The organism is Mucilaginibacter frigoritolerans, from assembly GCF_007830615.1.
GTDB classification, from domain to species: Bacteria; Bacteroidota; Bacteroidia; order Sphingobacteriales; family Sphingobacteriaceae; genus Mucilaginibacter; species Mucilaginibacter frigoritolerans.
In genome coordinates this window covers 167,738-186,805 of record NZ_VLLI01000003.1, presented here as the reverse complement: position 1 = coordinate 186,805, position 19,068 = coordinate 167,738, and the positions used below count along the sequence as shown (strand labels likewise).

The following is a 19,068-nucleotide window of genomic DNA, read 5'->3' as shown; positions in this document are numbered from 1 at the left end:
ATCCCGTAGCCAACTTGTTTTATCTATAATGGTATATGCAATTGTGATGATTCGCTTTTTAGATAAAAAAGCTATCTTTACTTAATGAACCAACTGAATGAAATAAAGAATGAATTAAGGAAGATGAAGCCGGAACTGGTTGAGCGTTTCCATGTTAATTCTATTGGCTTATTTGGTTCGGTTGTAAGGGACGATTTTAACGACAATAGTGATATTGACATCATTGTAGATTTCACAAAGCCGATTGGTATTGACTTTATCGACCTGGCCGATCTGCTGGAAGCCAGCCTCAAGAGACCTGTAGATCTTGTTTCAAAAAAGGGTATAAAAGAGAAGTACTTTAAGGTGATAGAATCAGAGATAGCATATGTCTAGTCGTGAACCTGAATTGTTAATTGGTGATATCCTGGAAAGTGCCCATAAAATAATCGACTACATTGGCGACCTCAGTTTTGAGGCATTTTGTGCCGATAGCAAAACCTTTGATGCTGTTATTCGCAACTTCGAGATAATTGGGGAAGCTTCCGGCCGTTTACCCGATGATTTCAAACTAGCACACTCTCAAATAGACTGGCACCGCATAAGGGGTTTCAGAAACAGGATAGTGCATGATTATATGGGGATTGACTATGAAATTGTTTGGGAAATAAAAAACCACTTTTTACCCGCCTTGATTTTAAAGGTGAGCCAAATTGTTTTTTGAAAACCATCCTTTAAAGGGGATGAAAAACCACACGCAATTAAGCAATCCACTGTCCCATTTTTCAACCCGAAAAGTGAAAAATTTCACATTTTTTGGCCCATTTGTCCCAACTTGGCCCACTCGTATGGTTTAACTGGTTGATTTACATTGTTGGCGTGTTTCGGCTGGCCCGGGTGTCTCTAACTGTGTCATCTTTCCGAGGGACAGCCCACCAATCATTTTAAAACAACATTTTTAAATACCGAAACACCAGCAGCATTAAAGCGTTATAAGGATACATTTCACAACAAATACGATAATACCATGAAAGCAGTAAAGTTTGAAAAATACGGTGGTTTGGAGGTTCTTCAGCTAGAGGAGGTGGCAAAGCCGGTTGCGGCAAAGGGGCAGGCACTGGTAAAAGTTAAAGCCGCGGGCATCAACCCCGGTGAGGCTTCCATCCGCGAGGGCAGGCTGGATAAACAGTTCCCTACAACCTTCCCTTCGGGCGAGGGCAGCGACCTGGCCGGTGTGATCGAGGCTGTTGGGCCAGAGGTTTCAGGCTTTAAGGTTGGCGATGAGATCATCGGGTTCAGCAATAACAGGGCCAGCCATGCCGAGTATGTGCTGGTAGATGCAGAGAATATGATATTGCGCCCGGCCAATGTGTCGTGGGAAGTAGGCGGCGCTCTGTTTGTGGCAGGCACTACGGCCTGGGCATCAGTAAAGGCTGTAAATGTAAAAGCAGGCGATACGGTGGTAGTTTCGGGTGCCGCCGGTGGCGTGGGTTCTATTGCTGCCCAACTGGCAAACGCGCTTGGTGCAACGGTGATCGGCCTGGCGGGTGCGGATAACCAGGAGTGGCTAAAAAGTCACGGCATAATCCCCATAACCTACGGCGACGGCATGGCCGACCGCATAAAGGCTGCAAGCAACGGCAAAATAGATGCCTTTATGGATACCTACGGTCATGGTTATGTGGACCTGGCGCTAAGCCTGGGCATACCCAAAGACAAGATCAATACCATCATCGATTTTGAGGCAGTCGCCAAACATGGCGTAAAGTCAGAGGGCAGCGCCAAAGCCGCCTCGGCCGCCGTACTTTCGGAACTTGCAGCCCTGATAGCCTCGGGCAAGCTGGACATCCCGATAGCTAAAACTTTCCCCCTAAGCCAGGTAAGGGAAGCCTACGCCGAACTGGAAAAGCGCCATACCCGCGGTAAAATTGTGCTGATACCTTAAGCAGGTTAAAGAAATAAAAAAGGGGAGCTATCCAAACCAGATAGCTCCCCTTGCTTTTTAATAGTGCTTAGTACGAGGTTTCGTCGGCCCCAATGTCGACCCTTGAATTTTGAACCCTTGTCTGGTCATCAATATCCAACTCGCCCGAAGCGGCCACAAAGGTTGGTAAACCCTTGTTGATACATGCCGTTGCCGAAGAAGTTAAATGAAGATTTGGACTAGGCAGGGTAGTGGAAGTGAACCCAGGCAATGCGTAAGTTGAATGCGCATCTAAACCCAATGCCGTTTGGAATGAAGCCAATGAGTATTAGCCATTGCCATTGATGCCACCCCAATCGAACGTGATATTGGTAGCCACGCCCGAGCTGGTGTAATAGTTGTTATAATCCATCGTAAGGTTAGTGGAAGTGTAATTGAGCAAGGCAATTACCGCAATATTACTCCTTGACTGTACGATGTTGTTGATGATGTTTAAATGATCGGTATTCTGGAAATCTATCTCGCCGTCATATCCGCCAACAGAAACATTCTGAAATAAAGTATTGTTGGAAACGGTTGAATTGGTAACTTTTCCATTCGCCTGGTTGGAGCCTATCAGGATCCCGGCATCCACATTGTTATAAACAAAATTATCACGGATGTTAATATTGTCGGCATTGTAATTATTGTTCTCGCAGCCTACACTAATACCTATCGCGTTAGCATAACTGGTATTGCCTTCAATATTAATGTATGCCCCACCGTCAACATAAATGCCACCATTAGTAGCCACCGGCGAAACACAGTTATAAACCGTGTTATGTTTCACATTGCCCGAACGGGCGTAGTTAACTGAGGCGGGTGCACCTGTCCAGCTATAATGCCCGGTCATATCGATACCGATATTAGGCACATCATGAACAATGTTGAGCTCTATCAGGAAGGTCTCTACATTGCCAGCCAGGGTAAGGCCTTCGCTATAGCCTGTATAGCAGTTGTAAATCTGGTTGCTTCCGATGTAAATCTGGTTGTATGAGCTTGAAGTGGTTCCCACTATATCCAATGGGTTGGCGTTGTCGGTAGATGATGGCACAGCGGTTGCACTGCTGGTCCAGCCAACGTTATATATTTTGCAATAAGTTATCTGCACATCGGTTCCTGATCCGGAAAGGTATATCCCCTTTGCATAAGCCTGGATATCATTAGTAATGTTGATGTGGTCAATGCGGATATAGCTCTTGCTGGCCACATTTAACATAGGCACCAGCGAAGAACTGGTGGTGCTGCCATCAACAACTACGGTGCCGCTGTTGTAATTGGTAAGCGTTATCGGCGAGCCTGATGCGCCTGAATGTGGCCAGCTCAGCCGTTCGTAATAGGTGCCGCCGGCTACATAGATGGTGGCGCCTGCACCCTCAGTTGTTTTATTAAGCCCGGCCTGGATTGTTTTAAGGGCGGTTGTTGCAGAAAGCCCTGTATTGGAGTCGTTCCCTGTGGAGGTATTGACATAATAACTGGTTACTACAGCTGCCGAAAGGTTCCTTGCCGTAAGCGAACTCTTCGATTCAGGACCGGGAGATGATTGTTTTGAACATCCGGCGCAAACGGATAATAATAGTAGCGCGTAAAATAATTGCTTCATAGTTACTGGTTTTTATATGTGATTATGAAACAATTTACGCATAGTTAAAAATTCTTGTTGACGGCAATTTGCTATAACTTAGGTAATTATGCTATGCAAACGGTTGCTTAATCGTATGCAAACGGTTGTGCAATCGTATGTTATACAATGGCCTGATCTGCTTTTATGCTGTCTCTGAAAAAGACGATGTCTGAATCGATATATTTTTGGAAGTTTTTGGCAGGGGGCTCATCTTCTGCTTCTTTCCCAATCATGAGCTGCATAAGCATGTTAGCTGCAATTTTCCCCTGCTCAGCCGGGAATTGTTCTATGGAGCCAAATGGCTTGTGATGGTAAAGTACCCAACCGGGCATATTCCCAAAGCTGATAAACTTAAAAAGATCTTCTAAGCCTTTAGAATTTAAGAGATCTAAACAATCCAGAAAAACATAGTCATTAAAAACAATTACAGCTGTAGGAGGATTGCTCAGATGGATCAGTTTATTTAGTGCCGACAAATTTCCTTCGCGGGAAAGATCGGTAGTTACTATAAGACTGGAGTTTATTTCGATGTTGTGATCCCTAAGTCCTTTTATATAGGCTACCAGCCGCTGCCTGGTGGCTGAAAGAATGGTTGGTCCGTTTATCAGTGCTATTTTACGATGCCCGGCTGTTATTAACTCCTGCATTCCTTTTAACAGACTGGTTTGGAAATCAGATGCTACAAAATGGATGTCTTTCCTATCCGGCACGCAATCAAAAAACACCACTGGAATATTAAGTTTTTCGAGAATGGACAACTGTTGATAGTCGCTGCCCTTTTTGGCGATGGAGATAATCAACCCATCTACACGATGATTCATAAATTTCTTTACCAGCTTTGCTTCCGTTTCCATATCATCATAGGATTGGCCGATAATGATATTGTAATCATGGGCGGTAGCAATGTTTTCTATCGCATTAAATGCCGAGCAGAAAAATGGTTCCGAAAACTCAGGCACGATGAGGCCTAAAGTATATGACCGTTTTTTATTAAAGGATATAGCCGATTGATTAGGGATATAGTCCTGTTCCCCGGCAACCTTGCGTACCCGGTCGGTAGTTACAGGGCTGATGCCAGGGTGCCCTTTAAGCGCCCTGGATACCGTTGAGGTAGATACATTGAGTATTTTTGCAATCTCTTTGATGGTAGTAATTTTTCGTTCCATATTGAAATCATCATGTTAAACGGTTATTTTACTTTGCGTTAGCCACACTATCCCATCTGCCTGTAGAAGCTATTATTGTTAATCTATTTTGTCAAAAGCAGGGAGCTCTCCTATAGCTGCATTGATCGTTGCTTTTAGCGGCCCCTTAAATATTTTTCCATCCTGTCCTTTCCATTTGCCTTTTGGAAATACTATGGTCCTTGTGGTGGTTTTATCCAGAACGGGCGCTACCATAAGTCGGTTACCCAGCATAAACTGATCTTTGATTGCTGACAGATCCTGACCAGGGAAAACGTATTCCAAATTCCTTATAACAGGTTCCCCGCTTTTGGCTGATTCTTTTACCGTTTGGAGGATATAAGGTGTGTACTTTTTTCGGATCTGCACCGCAGTTTTTACTGCTGCCAGATGTTCTTTATCCAGGATGCGCCATGGGGCAACAGAAAACTGCATCATCGGCATCAGGGCGCTGCATTCGGCAGAACGCACTACCAGGTCCTGATCATATTTGGCCAGGCCAATAAAGGAACCATACTCCCCACCACCAATCATATCAGGACAAGTGAACTGATAACCCAGTAAGCCTGCTGCGGTAATATTGGGAATGAGCTTTTTCAAATCTGTCCAATTATGTTTTTTATCCCGGAGCCGTTCGGCAAGAGGCTGACCGCCTCTTTTCCACATGGCGCGGTATTCGTTAAGCTTAAAATAAGCACCCATTGATCCCCATAGTTCGCACTGCTCATTGGCATTCTTTTTTTGGTAGGTGAGGATGTCCCCGGTATAGAATTCAATATCCCCGGCATCAAATTTAAAACCGTCAACACCATAGTTCGACATCATACTATCCAGCTGCCCTCTATACCAGGTTTGTGCCGCCGGATTGGTAAAATCCAGGCATGAGCTATAACCGTTCCACCAGCTAATAATGGCCGGTTTGCTTGCATCCTGCCATTTCAGATCCTTGTCGCCTTTGCTATCCATAATCAGCAACCGGTTATCGTTTAACTCGCGAAAAATCTGCGTATCTGAAGATATGAACGGACTAACCCAAACCATCACCTTAAAACCCATCTGGTGCAATTCTGTAATCATTTGTTTAGCATCGGGGAATCTGTCTTTCCTGAAAGCGAATTTGCCATAATAGTCGGCCCAGTTATCGTCAATCATTAAAACACCGGGAGGGAAGCCATTGTCAATAATGGAATGAGCGTATTTCAGAATATCCGTTTGGTTCTGGTTATACACAAGCTCTATCCATGTATTATACTGCGGACTAGCGAACAGCAGGCTATCCGGCATTAGTCCACTGGCTTTGAACTGCGCGTGACTGGCTGAATTGAAGGCATCCGCCAGGGTTTTACCGGAGGTATGCATCGTTACACTGTCCAGATTGTCTGAAATGATCACCTCATCCTTCGAAATAGAAAATTTAAAAGGTTGGTTGCTCCAGATGTACCGACCCGAAGAGGAAAGCAAAAGCGGCGCAGATTGATTATCATTATTATTTCTAAAAAGGTCAAAATTATACCCTGCCTGGTAAGGCGCCTGGCTTCCTTCATCTACCGTTCCGCCATACCATTGCTCGCCTTTTAAAATTTTAAAATGTTGTTCTTGCCCAATTTGTTGAGCTTCCGAAAAGAACGGTAGTATGATCAACGAAGCGGTAACGATTTGTTTTGCTAATTTTTTGATGGTCATTATATGATAATTCATTTTTTTTCTGAATGTAATCCGGAATAGGTTATGTCTATTTAAAATTCCATAAATATGTGTTCGGAAACACTGTTAAATTAATAGATATTTGTATTTTAAATGTATGTTATACATTTGTAAAGCGAATATAATTAAAATAATGCGTGTGCGAACACATTTGTAATATTTTTTTTATATTCCGTGAAAACCTGCAAAAAATACGTGTGCTGGTACATCTAATTAAGACGACATCAAATATTTTTTTTCTTCATTTTCTACTGACATACTGTTGTCACTGGCCCGGTGCATCTTTGTTTCAGATCATTTATTAAAAGAAAACAATGGAAAATTTAACACAACAATCAGCAGGTATTATTTCATCAGCGGCGCTTTTGGATCACTGGCAGGGGCACCGCCGTTTAACACGGAAAACGATTGAATCATTTCCGGAAGATCAATTATTTAACTATTCAATTGGCAGCATGCGTTCGTTTGCGGCGCTGGCTATCGAAATTATGTGGATGTCGGCCCAGGGGGTAAACGGTATACTCACTAACGAATGGATATATACGGAAGAGTTGGCACCACTTTTTGAGGAATCGGGTATGAAAACTAAGGCCGATATTTTATGGGCCTGGGATGTGATAACCGTAGAATTAAATCGCTTGTTCCCTGAAATTAAAGAAGAACGTTTCCAGGAGAAGGTAAAAGCCTTTGGCCAATGGGAAGGTGCGGCTATCGATATGGTGTTATACTTTATTGATAATGAAATACACCATCGCGCACAGGGCACGGTATACCTCAGATCATTAGATGTTGAGCCACCTGCTTTTTGGAATAGGTTTTAATGGTATGCTATAAAAAAGAGTCCTCAACGCCATTAGAGGACTCTTTTTATGCTGAATAATTTTCAATTAACCGTCTTTGTAATTATCTCCACCACTTCCTTTATTTCCTCAAAATTCAGCGAAGCAAAACCAAAACGTAAAGCATTGTAATGAACGTCGGGCGAATCAAATAATTTACCGTTATTAATAAACAGGCCGTATTTGGCTGCTTTTACAGATATTTCGCTCAAAGGATAACGCTTATCAAACACTAGCCATATGGCCATGCCACCGTCTGGTTTAGTATAGTGTACCACATCTTTTAAATGGGTATCGAGTAAAGTACATAGATAATCGCGCCGTTCGCAATAAATTTTGTTAACCTTTTTTAAGTGCCTGCTGATATCGCCGTTTGATAACAGTGCGGCCAATGATTCTTCCATCACATGATCTCCCCGAAGGTCAATGATACGTCTTAAATAAATGGCCTGCCTCAAAAAGTCTGTTGCCGCAATCATAAAGCCGATCCGGATGGTGGCCGATAATGCCTTTGAAAATGACCCGATATAAACCACCCTGTTATGATGATTACCCGCTGCTAAGGGCAAATAAGGCGACGAGGTATAATGAAAATCATAATCGTAATCATCTTCAATAATGCTGAAGTTAAATTGCTCGGCCATCTCCAACAAACGCATCCTTCTTTCGGGGCTTAAAGTAACTGTTGTAGGGTGATGATGATGCGGTATAACATACAAAGCTTTTACCGGATATTTTTGGCATGCATCTTCAACTGCTGTGATGTCAATACCATGCTTATCAACCGGTACGCGGATAATGCGGGCGCCCATATGTTCAAAAACCTGGTTAGCCACATAGTAACCCGGTTCTCCTACAATTACGTAATCACCCGATTTTAAGAGCAGACTTGCCGCCAAATAAATGCTCATTTGGGCACCATGTGTTATCAGGATATTTTCAGTTTGCATTTGTAGTCCACGGGTTTGAGCCATATAAGTTACCATTGCTTCCCGTAGCTTTGGTGTACCAGCGCTTAACGTAACTGATACCTGTTTTACCACGTGTTGTTGTTTTAAACGACTGCGGTATTCGCGGTGCAACTGAACCATGGGAGCAAGGCGACTATCAGGATGCCCGTCATCAACAATCAGGTTGGGTTGTTTGGTATCAGGGGCTGGCGTCAGAAGCCCCATCTTATTAATCGGGTAAAACGGGCCAGGCATTTTGCTGTTAAAAGCATAGCCCGTTGTATCCTTATCCCATTGTTTGGGCTTTATTTCAGGCAGATCTTCAGAAACAATAAAGCCTTTGCGGGGGATAACGCTTGTCCAGCCTTGTGCAGTTAATTCGTCATATGCTGCAATAATGGTTTTACGATGTAGTTTCAGTATTCCCGCCATTTCGCGTGTGCCGGGTAGCAGTAGTCCCGGTTTAATTACCCCATTGCGGATATGTTTAATAATAAGATGCGTTACCTGCTGGTAAGCAGGCAGGCCGGAAGATTTATCAATGGGGATGAGTGTATCAAAAGGTAACATCTGGACTACATGGTTTCTTGTTTCTGGATCCTAAGGTAGTCCTTAAAATGGAATATTTTTGTGGAGATAAGAAAAAAATAGATCATGGAAATTACTTACAAAACAGATTTTACACCATCCGTTGATGATATTGTTGAAGTTTACGATAACTCGGGCCTGGTACGGCCAACAACTGATAAGGAAAGAATTGGGAAAATGTTTAAAAATTCGGACCTGGTGGTAACCGCCTGGGATGGTGATACATTGGTTGGCATTGCCCGCTCAGTAACCGATTTTTGTTACTGTTGCTACCTGTCAGATCTGGCTGTTAAAAAAGATTATCAGAAAGCCGGAATAGGAAAGCAATTGGTGTACAAAACCAAAGAAACCATTGGCGAACAAACCATGCTCCTGCTACTTGCGGCTCCATCAGCAATGGAGTATTATCCTAAAATTGGCATGGATAGTGTTGATAATGGCTTTATTATTAAAAGAGAAAAATAAGCCCCGCTCGTCAGCATACTACCGGTAATGAGGATGCAAAGGGTAGATTGAATTTATAGTCTGTTACAAAATTTATACAATCGTAAAGGAAAAGCCTTCAATTAATTCTGAAGGCTTTTCCTATGTTTGTGCGCGAATAATTTTGAGCTAAAGGGATGAAAAAGATATTGTTAATGATGCTGGTATTAATCATCAGCATCAGCGCCTGTAAATCACCGGTAAAGTCTGTATGGACACCAAAGTACGAACAACAGATTTATAACGAGCTGGATAATTTGATGAAAACCAGGTATAAAGATGATAACAAAAGAAAGGACCTGGTTAGCTATACCGTAAAACGGTTAAAAGAAGAGTTACCCGGCGGACTAGGATCAGTACCTCCCGATAGCCTGAATAAAGTAAGTGTAAAAATAGGACAGGAGTATGCTACTGCCCATTCAAAAGATAGTAATGGTAACCCATTACCCAAAACGGTACCATGGTCGCCAACGGTAGAGCAGGACTTACGGGATGCTATTTTAAAAGTTTGGCAGAAGAACGATTTGGACAACGGCAATAAATTTTGCGATTGCGTAATTGTAAAACTGAAAGCAATACATCCCAAAGGTGTGGTGATACCTATCCCACATGATGAAATGCAGCAAGTTGCTGCAGAATGCCAAAAAGAAGTACTAAGTAAAACGGATAGTACTAAAAAGCATTAAACAAACTGGTTTAATACCAATACCCCAATCAGCCCGATAACTGAAACGATTGATTCCATTGCAGACCACGATTTAAAGGTGTCTTTAATGGATAAATTGAAGTATTCTTTAAACAGCCAGAAGCCAGAATCATTAACATGTGAAAGTGCCAGGCTACCTGCACCAATTGATAATACCATCAGGTTAGGGTTAACATGGCCAGCCAATACTAAAGGTGCTACGATCCCAGCAGCCGTTAAGCCTGCTACGGTTGCCGAACCAAGGCTTACGCGGATAATAGCCGCAATTAACCAGCCCAGTATTAAAGGTTGCAAATGCAAACTTTGTTGTAACTGACCCGCTATTTGTCCGCTTACACCGCTTACGGTTAATACCTCTTTAAACGCTCCCGAGCCGCCAATAATCAATAATATCAGGGCAATATCTTTTATGGCATCGCCATAAGCATCAGCCAGTTTGCCTAAAGTATTCCCTTGTTTTACTCCAAGCGTATAAGTGCCTACCAGCAAAGCTATCAGCATAACAATAGAAGGATCGCCAATAAAAGCAGCCAGTTTTAGTACCGTTGGATTAGTAATATGCAGATAAGGAAATGCAGCAGTGAGCATTAACAGCAGAACAGGCAGTAGGGCGGTAAAAAAACTGTTAAAGCCTCCCGGTAATTTATCTTCAGGCATATCTTTGGCTCTGAAGGTTTCTAAAGGTTCGGAAGGTATTTTCTTAAGGAATGAGGCAAACACAGGTCCGGCAATAATGATGGCTGGTACAGCAATCATAAAGCCATAAATAAAAGTAGTGGGCATACTGGCATGAAACATGGCTATCAGCGCAGTAGGCGAGGGGTGCGGCGGCAAAAAACCATGGGTAACCGATAATGATGCCAGCATGGGCAGGCCAATATAAACCGCAGGTAACTTGTATTTATAAACCACCGAGAAGATAAGCGGAACCATCAGCACGAAACCAATTCCGTAAAATAATGGGATCCCAATAATAAAGCCAGCTGCCACTAAAGCCCACTGGATGTATTTTTCGCCGAAAACGTTCACCAAAACCTCAGCAATTTTTTGCGCTGCACCGCTAACGGCAACCAGTTTGCCCAGCATCGCCCCTAAAACAATAATAATAACCAATTGCCCCAATATATCGCCAATGCCTTTTTGTACCGATGATGTGATTTTGCCAATAGGTATCCCCAATAATAAGCCTGCGGTTATGGATACTATTAAAAAAGCAATAAAAGGATTAAGCTTAACCCAGCTTACCAGTAAAACCAGCAGGATAATGCAAAAAAGGATAATTAAAAGGGCCATAGGTAATTAGATCAGGGGTTAAAGATTGGATGTTGCCTGTTATCCTCAAAAAAACAAAATAATAAGCTCATTTTTCTGTGTTTGCATAAAAAAAGTTTAGTAATAGCTAGTTGAAAAATGACGGTGTAAGGATAGTTAATGAAATTACAGCCTATGATTATGGGAAATTTGTTCATATACTTGACCCGAAGGCAACAACATTGAATTGTACGTAGGTATGAACACTAACCCCACAATGACGAAACAACGCTATTTTCTTTTGGTACTGATATTGGGTGGGTTAACTGCTCTTGCACCTTTTTCAATTGATATGTATTTGCCGGGCTTTCCAACTATTGCCAAATCATTGCATACCACTACCGAAAAAGTTTCACTTTCCTTGTCCGGGTTTTTTATCGGGATATCAGTAGGTCAATTGCTTTATGGTCCTTTACTGGATAGGTTTGGGCGTAAAAATCCATTGTACGTAGGAATGGTGCTTTACATTATAGCCTCTGTTGGCTGTTATTTTGTAAGTTCTATAGAAATGCTTATCGGTTTGCGTTTTGTACAGGCCATTGGCAGTTGTGCAGCTACGGTTGCTGCTATGGCTATGGTGCGCGATATTTTTCCGCTAAAGGATAATGCCAGGGTATTTGCATTACTGATTCTTATTTTGGGTGTATCGCCTATGTTGGCGCCAACTGTAGGTGGCTATATTACCGCTGCATTTGGCTGGCAATTGATATTCTTAATATTAGCCAGTATTGCAGCTTTGATGTTGTTTGCAGTAATTTTCTTTTTACCCGAAAGCTATCGGCCCGATCCAACCTATTCATTAAAACCGGTTCCGATTATTACCAGTTTTTGGTCGGTAATGAAAAATCCGCAGTTTTTTACCTATGCTATTTGTGGAGCAGTCGGGTTTTCCGGCCTGTTTTCTTACCTGGCTGCTTCACCTTTTGTTTTTATGGATGTATACGGAGTAAGCAGCAAAGTGTATGGATGGATATTTGCCCTGCTATCTGTTGGTTTTATTGGGTCAAGTCAGTTAAATAGCATGCTGACGCGCAGGTTTAAAAGCGAGCAGATTGTAAATGTATCCTTATTATCAATGGTGATTATTTCTATTATATTTTTAACCTGTTCTGTAAATAACTGGTTAAATATTTATGGAACCATCGTAATGATTTTTGCCTTTTTGTGTTGTGTGGGTATCACTTACCCTAATACTTCGGCGCTTTCGCTGGCGCCCTTCACCAAAAATGCCGGAACGGCTGCCGCATTGCTTGGCGCATTTCAAATGGCAATAGGAACTTTTGTTTCTATTGTGGTTAGTATGTTTAAAAGTCGTAGTGCCATCCCAATGGCAGGATTAATGGCAGCAGCAGCAATAATTGCTTTTTTAATTTTGATGATAGGTAAACGGGCAATACCCGAACCGGTTGAAAGTGATGAAGAAACTAATTTTTTAATACATTAAATTATTCTTTCACCGCTGTCACTCTCGATTTATCGGCAACGGTAGTTTCAAATACAATTTCTCTATCTGTCAGCTTAATTACCCAAAAAGGGAACGCCCTGGTTGTTCCATCGGGCAATTGTTCTTTATAACGGATATTATGGCCATCGATAGTAAAGGTGCCGTGTGATAATAACTTTCCTCCCCACATCATCTGCAAACTATCATTGCCATAAAAACGGATATACGGTTTATCGTAGGCCAGCTCTGCGCTTCGCACACTGTCGGTTGGGTCATCCGGATGTTCTACCTTAACATATTTCCATTTACCGTATAGATCTGCCGGACTAATGGATGATTTGCAGGATACTGCTAGTAAAAGAAATATTAAGGCAGGCAAATAAATAAGCTGTTTATTCATGACGGAATTGCTGGTTCGAAATCAAAGCCCAAAATAAGAAGTTTTAAGTGGTGATTTGGGATAAATCTAAATGCAAAATATTGCATCTCTGCATGTGGTTCAAAAAATCTTTATTTTCGCTCCATGAAACGTAAGCTTGATATACAAACCTGGAGCCGTAAGGATCATTTTGAATTCTTCAGCAAATTTGATGAGCCTTTTTACGGTGTTTGTGTAAATGTTGATTGTACCATTGCTTATCGTGTTGCCAAAGAGAATGGCGTTTCTTTTTTTCTGTATAGCTTGTATCGTTCTTTAGAGGCTGCGCAAATTATCGAGCCATTTAAATACCGTATTCATAGCGATGAGGTATTTATTTATGACCAGATTAATGCAGGTACTACCATAGCGCGTGCTAACGGAACCTTTGGCTATGGTTATATGGATTATAACCCGGTGCTTGATGTATTTATAGATACTGCCAACAAAGAAGTTGAGCGGATACAAAGCAGAACAGACCTGGTAAGATCCCCCAATGAAGATTTGATCCGGTATTCATCCCTACCCTGGATCGATTTTACATCCATTTCACATGCACGTATGTTTTCGGTAAAGGATAGTTGTCCGAGGATCTCTTTTGGTAAAATGACCGTTAACGTTGATAAAAGAACCATGCCTGTTTCTATCCACGTTCACCACGCTTTGGTTGACGGCTTGCATGTAGGTCAGTATATTAATTGTTTCCAGGAATTATTGAATAAAGAGATTTAAGAAAATAATGCTTAAATTTACTTCAAAGAGCAAGTCTGTTATGAAACTAAAAGTTATTCAAATATTTCTGTTGGTGTATATTGTTGTAATGCTGGCAAAATTTTCGGTAAAACAATTCCTGTCTTCAAACTATATCAGTTTAAAACCAGTATTTGATGGGATACTGGTAGGTTTGGTTATTATATGCCTGTTATATTATGCCCGTATTTATATTACCGCATGGATAAGAGTTAAAAAAGAAGAGAAACAAAAAAGCACCGGAGCCTGATCATTTCTTTTCTTTTTTTGACGATTTTCTCATCTTCTCTTCAGCCTGTTTAATTTCATCTTTTTCACTTAGCGGATAATCTGTTTTAAGTTCATTATGCTTTCTGCTATCCTGGGCCTGTGAATGTTTTTCAACAGTTGAACCTTCTTTGGTTTGTATTTTTTTCATAACTAAGCTATTTATTAAGTAACTCTTTATAAACCGAAAATGTTTACAAATACTTAACTGATATTTAAAATATTGAAGATTTGCGTCTGCGAAATGTCATGGCAAGATATAATTATAAATAAAAATTAAATTTTTAATGGATTTATTTTGATTTATAATTAATATTTAATTGCTTTTAACTATTATTGTAGGGAAAAACAATATTATAATAACCGGTATTGCTTTTTTATATTTTAAGCCACCTAAAATTTATTCGCATTGAAAACAGCTTTAATCATTGAAGATGATAAAGACACATTAGATATATTGGGGTATATCGTTAATGATATTGGCCTTAAAAATGTTAACTCCCGCACTATATTAACAACCCATGAAATTTATGAATTATCACCCCATATTATTTTGCTCGATCATTTTTTAAACATGAAGCTTGGTGATAATTTGTGTCTTAAAATAAAATCTGACCCTGCTATTAAGCATATCCCTGTAATTATGCTTTCAACACATCTAAATATTGAGGTAATAGCAAAAAAAAGTTTGGCAGATACCTACCTGGCCAAACCATTTGATATTGGAGACCTGACGGGATTGATCAATACTTTTATTATATAATTCTATTTCTTTGTTGCAAATCAAATATGAGTAATGCATATTTGAGAAAACTTATCACGATTTTCTGTAACAAAATAATTGCCTTGTCATCTAATTTATACTATACAGCCAAGGTACTACGGATTAAAGCTGTAAGTTGTCGTAAAGGCCCGCACCTTCAGGGCTCCGGATTTTTTAATCATAAAAATTTTCAATCTAAAAAAAATGAATTCACTAGTTCCTTACCTGCTATGGGCATTGCCTGTGGTGGTAATTTTATTGCTGTACAAATCTGTTTTGCGCGTTTTCTTCGGTATGGTTATCGTGCCGGACGACCGAATTGGTCTTGTTGTTAAAAAATATGTGCTCAGAGGTGCTAAAAGACTGCCCGATGGCCGTATCATCGCCATAAATGGCGAAGCTGGTATGCAAGCCAAAGCCCTTGCACCAGGTTTATACTGGGGTATGTGGCCATGGCAGTATTCCATTAATATGGCGCCTTTTACCGTTATTGAGCAAGGCAAACTGGGCCTGGTAAAGGCCAAAGACGGTGCACCTATGGATACCGGCCGTGTACTGGGTAAACCGGTTGAGTGCGATAAGTTTCAGGATGCTATTGCCTTTTTGGATAATAATGGCCAAAAGGGCCCGCAGGCTGCATTTTTAACGCCTGGTAGCTACCGTATCAACAACTTTTTGTTTGAAATTGAAATGGTACCTATTACACAGATCCATGAAAATAAGGTGGGTATTGTTACCACCCTTGATGGTGAGCCGCTTGAAAAAGGCGAGATTGCCGGGGTATCAGTTGCCGGCCATAAAAACTACCAGGATCCTATGGCATTTATTAATGCCGGTGGTATGAAAGGCTTGCAGGAAGATGTAATACTTGCAGGTACCTACTATTTAAACCCATGGTTTGTTATTGTGGAGCAGGTAGATATGGTTTATATCCCAATTGGTTACGTGGGTGTAGTTAACTCATTTGTTGGTCCTGAAGGTAAGGATACCAGCGGTGATAGCTTTAAACATGGTAACATAGTTAAACGCAACGAAAAAGGTGTTTGGGAGCAACCGCTTGATCCTGGTAAGCATCCGGTTAATATTTATACCCATGCTGTTGAGGTAGTGCCTACCACCAACATTGTATTGAACTGGGCTGATAGCCGTACTGAAGCACACGAGCTGGATAAGAACCTATGTACCATTACTGTGCGTTCATCTGATGGTTTTACCTTTAACCTGGATGTGTCACAAATTATACACATCCCCAGAAACGAAGCTCCAAAGGTAATTGCCCGTTTCGGTAATATGAAAAACCTGGTTTCGCAGGTATTGGAGCCTACTATTGCCAACTATTTCCGTAACTCGGCACAAAAGAGTGATGTGATAGAGTTTTTGGCCAACCGTATTCAAAGGCAGGATGATGCCAAACAGCATATCAGCAAGGTTCTTGATGATTATAATGTGGTTGGTGTTGATACCCTGATAGGTGATATTGTACCTCCTGCAGCGCTAATGAAAACGCTTACTGACCGTAAGATAGCTGAGCAGGAAAAAGTTACCTATGAAATACAGCGTAACGCACAAATTGAGCGTAAAGAGTTTGAAAGCGCAAAAGCCGGTGCCGATATGCAACCCGAAGTGGTAAAATCAACCCGCCAGGTAGAGATAAATACGCAGATGGCTGCCTCAAAAGTTGCCGCATCAAAAGGTGAGGCCGAAGCCAAAACTATTAACGCTACCGCTGATGCTGAAGTGAGAATTACGATAGCCAAAGCTGATGCTGAAGCCAAAATAGTGAATGCCAAAGCTGATGCAAATGCTACCGAATTAAACGGTGCTGCAGAAGCTGCCAAAATTAAGGCCATAGGTTTATCAGAAGCCGAAGTTACCAAACAAAAAACCCAGGCCATGGGTACCGAACAATACGCCATTGTACGTGTTGCCGAAGCGCTGGCCAGTCATGGTATAAAATTAGTGCCTGATATTTTGGTTAGTGGTAAAGATGGTGGTGGTAACGGAATGATTGATGCCCTGATAGGTAATGAAATGCTGAAAAAGCTACAGAAAGCTAATGAAGATGCAGTTAATCCGGAATCAGGCGCAAAGAATAAAGGTGGTAAAAAAGAAGAGTAATTATTGATAAATAGTTAATCCTAACGTTAGCCTTCAGGAGTCTCAAAGCTCTTGAAGGCTTTTTCTTTTGGTTACTTATTTCCTCTTTAGCAAAATCAATCTCCAACATAAATGTTAAATAATGTTATAACTATTCGCATTTTTGAAGTTTGAAATTATATTTACAAATGCTCCGGAGTTTATTGATTCTTTTTTGTTGTATTTGCTGCGCTGTTACCTTGCATGCCCAAACTGTTTTTAACGGCCGCGTACTGGAAAACAAAACCCGTATTGTATTACACGGCGTAATTGTTGAAAATTTGAGCAACAAGCTGAAAAATATTACGGGTGATGATGGCCGCTTTAGTATTGCGGCTAAGGTTGGTGATTTACTGGTATTTAAAAAATTCAGTTACGCTCCCGACACCTTATTGCTTACCGACATGCATGATAAGGAGATATTTTTACAGCTGCAAAGCACCATGCTGAAGGATGTTACCATTAGGGATAGTAGTGGCCGCACCGGAGTGGCAGATAAAAATATGGCCTATTTCGATCCACTATTTCATGGACAAACAGCGGTGCCCCAGCGGGATAAGGATGGTAATTACAATGGGGGCGTAATCCTGAGGTTGCATTATTTTACTAAAGATGACAAGGATAAAAAGAAGGCTGCCCAAAAAGAAGAGGATCGCGAGGTAAATGAGGAAATCATAAAAACTTTTTCGGCGGATAATATTAGCAAGTATGTGCCTTTAAAAGGTAAGGATATGGACAACTTTATTTTGCTGTACATACCCGATGTTAAAACGTATAACAATAAAGATTTTAACCTGCTTTCCTATTTAAATGATTGTTATCAGAAATGGCTCAAACTTTCTGATGATGAACGTAAAGCCGGGCAGCTATTTCAGCAGTAAAATAAAAACGGAATAAGATATAACGTTGATTATATCTTATTCCGTAAACTCTTTATTCCAGATCCAGAAAAACTACTTCTTGTTTGCAGCTTTAATACTATCCTGTTTCGCTTTTTCTTTTGACTTGAAGAAGCCTTTAAGCAAAAAGTTATGCTGAGCCGCTTCCAGATCCTCATTGAGCTTTACTGAACTTTGCTGAAGATTGTTTAAAGTAGTTTGCACCTGTACTGCACCTTTCGGATCGTTCAGTAACACACCTATCGCATTATCGGTACTGTTTAATTTATTGCTGGCCTTATTTAAGTTTTCGGTAAGTACTGATGCATTGTTTGCTGCAACCTGTAGTTGAGTAACCGCTCCCTTAATACGGTTAAAGGTTGCTGTATCAGTTAATAATTTATCTGCAAAGCCGCCCTTGGTATTCATTTTATTACTGAATCTGTCTAATTCAACAGCCAGGTGTGCTGCGCTGGAGGTTGCTGCCTGTAAGTTAGTCATTGATTTGCGTAATTGTTCGCCCATCAGGCTATCGGCAAGCAAAGTGCCAACGGTGCCTTTTCCCTGCAAAATTTTGTGGCTTAACAACTTAAAATCAGTGGTTATGGCCAATAGATTTTGGTTGTTTTGTTGAAGCGTTTTAATAATATCGTCGGTAGAGGTTAACTTTTCAGCTTGTAAAACATCCCCTTCCTGCACTACAGGCGCTTGCGGGCTGCCACCATCTATAACGATGATCTTGTTACCAATAAATCCATCAGAACTGATCTTTACTCCTGAGTTGCGGTGAATATATTGCTGCGTACTTTCGTCAATCCGCATTTTTACATCAACCTGTGATATCCCCACAAATTTAATACTGCTGATGGTACCCACCTTCACACCAGAAAACCACACGTCATTTCCCTTTTTTAATCCGGAAACGTCATCAAAAACGGCGCTGATATGTATGTTTTTTTCAAAGCTTTTTTGCTGGCCGCCAAGGGTAAAAACCCCCAGAATAAAAATTACAAGTCCGAGCGATAAAAATATGCCCACTGTAATTGCCCTTTTATTATCTCCTGAAGCCATAATGTATATT

The 19,068-nt window shown here is 41.1% G+C and carries 21 protein-coding genes; 12 read left to right on the top strand and 9 right to left on the bottom strand.

What is annotated here, in order from left to right:
• Nucleotides 1–84 precede the first annotated feature (84 nt).
• The 3 genes from JN11_RS06600 (at nucleotide 85) to JN11_RS06590 (ending at nucleotide 1,924) form a co-directional block, all read left to right on the top strand.
• On the top strand, nucleotides 85–375 hold the full coding sequence (locus JN11_RS06600) for a nucleotidyltransferase family protein (RefSeq protein WP_144910913.1): 291 nt from the start codon (nucleotides 85–87) through the stop codon (nucleotides 373–375).
• On the top strand, nucleotides 368–703 hold the full coding sequence (locus tag JN11_RS06595) for a HepT-like ribonuclease domain-containing protein (RefSeq protein ID WP_144910911.1): 336 nt from the start codon (nucleotides 368–370) through the stop codon (nucleotides 701–703). The genes JN11_RS06600 and JN11_RS06595 overlap by 8 nt, the downstream gene beginning before the upstream one ends.
• A gap of 303 nt (nucleotides 704–1,006) precedes the next feature.
• On the top strand, nucleotides 1,007–1,924 hold the full coding sequence (locus tag JN11_RS06590) for an NADP-dependent oxidoreductase (protein ID WP_144910909.1): 918 nt from the start codon (nucleotides 1,007–1,009) through the stop codon (nucleotides 1,922–1,924).
• Nucleotides 1,925–1,991: 67 nt separating this feature from the next.
• Here the strand turns inward: JN11_RS06590 and JN11_RS24630 are convergent, their stop codons facing one another.
• The 4 genes from JN11_RS24630 to JN11_RS06575 all read right to left on the bottom strand — a co-directional run bounded on the left by JN11_RS24630 (nucleotide 1,992) and on the right by JN11_RS06575 (nucleotide 6,448).
• Nucleotides 1,992–2,225: a hypothetical protein gene (locus JN11_RS24630; protein ID WP_211360684.1), complete on the bottom strand. Its 234-nt coding sequence runs from the start codon at nucleotides 2,223–2,225 to the stop codon at nucleotides 1,992–1,994.
• Between the two features lie 6 nt (nucleotides 2,226–2,231).
• Nucleotides 2,232–3,545 carry a right-handed parallel beta-helix repeat-containing protein gene (locus JN11_RS06585; protein ID WP_211360682.1) on the bottom strand — a complete coding sequence of 438 codons (1,314 nt, stop codon included), beginning with the start codon at nucleotides 3,543–3,545 and terminating at the stop codon, nucleotides 2,232–2,234.
• 140 nt (nucleotides 3,546–3,685) lie between these two features.
• A complete protein-coding gene (locus JN11_RS06580) occupies nucleotides 3,686–4,732 on the bottom strand; it encodes a LacI family DNA-binding transcriptional regulator (RefSeq protein ID WP_144910907.1) in 1,047 nt (348 codons plus the stop codon).
• Between the two features lie 78 nt (nucleotides 4,733–4,810).
• Nucleotides 4,811–6,448 carry a glycoside hydrolase family 31 protein gene (locus tag JN11_RS06575; protein WP_246138955.1) on the bottom strand — a complete coding sequence of 546 codons (1,638 nt, stop codon included), beginning with the start codon at nucleotides 6,446–6,448 and terminating at the stop codon, nucleotides 4,811–4,813.
• A gap of 320 nt (nucleotides 6,449–6,768) precedes the next feature.
• Here JN11_RS06575 and JN11_RS06570 point away from each other — a divergent pair, with 320 nt between their 5' ends.
• Nucleotides 6,769–7,275, top strand: a complete 507-nt coding sequence (locus JN11_RS06570) for a DinB family protein (protein ID WP_144910905.1) — start codon at nucleotides 6,769–6,771, stop codon at nucleotides 7,273–7,275.
• Between the two features lie 62 nt (nucleotides 7,276–7,337).
• On the opposite strand, the gene JN11_RS06565 is transcribed toward JN11_RS06570, so the two are convergent.
• The gene (locus tag JN11_RS06565) at nucleotides 7,338–8,813 is read right to left on the bottom strand and encodes an aminotransferase-like domain-containing protein (RefSeq protein ID WP_144910903.1); all 1,476 of its coding nucleotides are present in this window, start codon (nucleotides 8,811–8,813) and stop codon (nucleotides 7,338–7,340) included.
• A gap of 84 nt (nucleotides 8,814–8,897) precedes the next feature.
• Here JN11_RS06565 and JN11_RS06560 point away from each other — a divergent pair, with 84 nt between their 5' ends.
• The gene (locus JN11_RS06560; RefSeq protein WP_144910902.1) at nucleotides 8,898–9,296 is read left to right on the top strand and encodes a GNAT family N-acetyltransferase; all 399 of its coding nucleotides are present in this window, start codon (nucleotides 8,898–8,900) and stop codon (nucleotides 9,294–9,296) included.
• Between the two features lie 155 nt (nucleotides 9,297–9,451).
• The gene (locus tag JN11_RS06555; RefSeq protein WP_144910900.1) at nucleotides 9,452–10,000 is read left to right on the top strand and encodes a hypothetical protein; all 549 of its coding nucleotides are present in this window, start codon (nucleotides 9,452–9,454) and stop codon (nucleotides 9,998–10,000) included.
• Here the strand turns inward: JN11_RS06555 and JN11_RS06550 are convergent.
• The gene (locus tag JN11_RS06550) at nucleotides 9,997–11,313 is read right to left on the bottom strand and encodes a gluconate:H+ symporter (RefSeq protein ID WP_144910898.1); all 1,317 of its coding nucleotides are present in this window, start codon (nucleotides 11,311–11,313) and stop codon (nucleotides 9,997–9,999) included. The genes JN11_RS06555 and JN11_RS06550 overlap by 4 nt on opposite strands.
• Before the next feature lie 235 nt (nucleotides 11,314–11,548).
• On the opposite strand from JN11_RS06550, the gene JN11_RS06540 reads away from it, so the two are divergent.
• Nucleotides 11,549–12,775, top strand: coding sequence for a multidrug effflux MFS transporter (locus tag JN11_RS06540; protein ID WP_144911339.1), 1,227 nt, complete (start codon nucleotides 11,549–11,551; stop codon nucleotides 12,773–12,775).
• A 1-nt stretch (nucleotide 12,776) separates the two neighbouring features.
• Here JN11_RS06540 and JN11_RS06535 read toward each other — a convergent pair whose 3' ends face one another.
• Nucleotides 12,777–13,175 carry a hypothetical protein gene (locus JN11_RS06535; RefSeq protein WP_144910896.1) on the bottom strand — a complete coding sequence of 133 codons (399 nt, stop codon included), beginning with the start codon at nucleotides 13,173–13,175 and terminating at the stop codon, nucleotides 12,777–12,779.
• Nucleotides 13,176–13,298: 123 nt separating this feature from the next.
• Here JN11_RS06535 and JN11_RS06530 point away from each other — a divergent pair, with 123 nt between their 5' ends.
• The gene (locus tag JN11_RS06530; RefSeq protein ID WP_144910894.1) at nucleotides 13,299–13,925 is read left to right on the top strand and encodes a chloramphenicol acetyltransferase; all 627 of its coding nucleotides are present in this window, start codon (nucleotides 13,299–13,301) and stop codon (nucleotides 13,923–13,925) included.
• A gap of 40 nt (nucleotides 13,926–13,965) precedes the next feature.
• A complete protein-coding gene (locus tag JN11_RS06525; protein ID WP_144910892.1) occupies nucleotides 13,966–14,193 on the top strand; it encodes a hypothetical protein in 228 nt (75 codons plus the stop codon).
• On the opposite strand, the gene JN11_RS24380 is transcribed toward JN11_RS06525, so the two are convergent.
• A complete protein-coding gene (locus tag JN11_RS24380) occupies nucleotides 14,194–14,361 on the bottom strand; it encodes a hypothetical protein (protein ID WP_170227699.1) in 168 nt (55 codons plus the stop codon). It abuts the gene before it with no gap.
• A 258-nt stretch (nucleotides 14,362–14,619) separates the two neighbouring features.
• Between JN11_RS24380 and JN11_RS06520 the strand changes: the two genes are divergently transcribed.
• From JN11_RS06520 to JN11_RS06510, 3 genes are all read left to right on the top strand, one after another.
• Nucleotides 14,620–14,973, top strand: coding sequence for a response regulator (locus JN11_RS06520; RefSeq protein ID WP_144910890.1), 354 nt, complete (start codon nucleotides 14,620–14,622; stop codon nucleotides 14,971–14,973).
• 204 nt (nucleotides 14,974–15,177) lie between these two features.
• On the top strand, nucleotides 15,178–17,091 hold the full coding sequence (locus JN11_RS06515; RefSeq protein ID WP_144910888.1) for an SPFH domain-containing protein: 1,914 nt from the start codon (nucleotides 15,178–15,180) through the stop codon (nucleotides 17,089–17,091).
• 149 nt (nucleotides 17,092–17,240) lie between these two features.
• Complete coding sequence (locus JN11_RS06510; RefSeq protein ID WP_144910886.1) at nucleotides 17,241–17,990, top strand: hypothetical protein; 750 nt, start codon at nucleotides 17,241–17,243, stop codon at nucleotides 17,988–17,990.
• Between the two features lie 72 nt (nucleotides 17,991–18,062).
• Here the strand turns inward: JN11_RS06510 and JN11_RS06505 are convergent, their stop codons facing one another.
• Nucleotides 18,063–19,058, bottom strand: coding sequence for an MlaD family protein (locus JN11_RS06505; RefSeq protein WP_144910884.1), 996 nt, complete (start codon nucleotides 19,056–19,058; stop codon nucleotides 18,063–18,065).
• Between the last annotated feature and the right edge of the window lie 10 nt (nucleotides 19,059–19,068).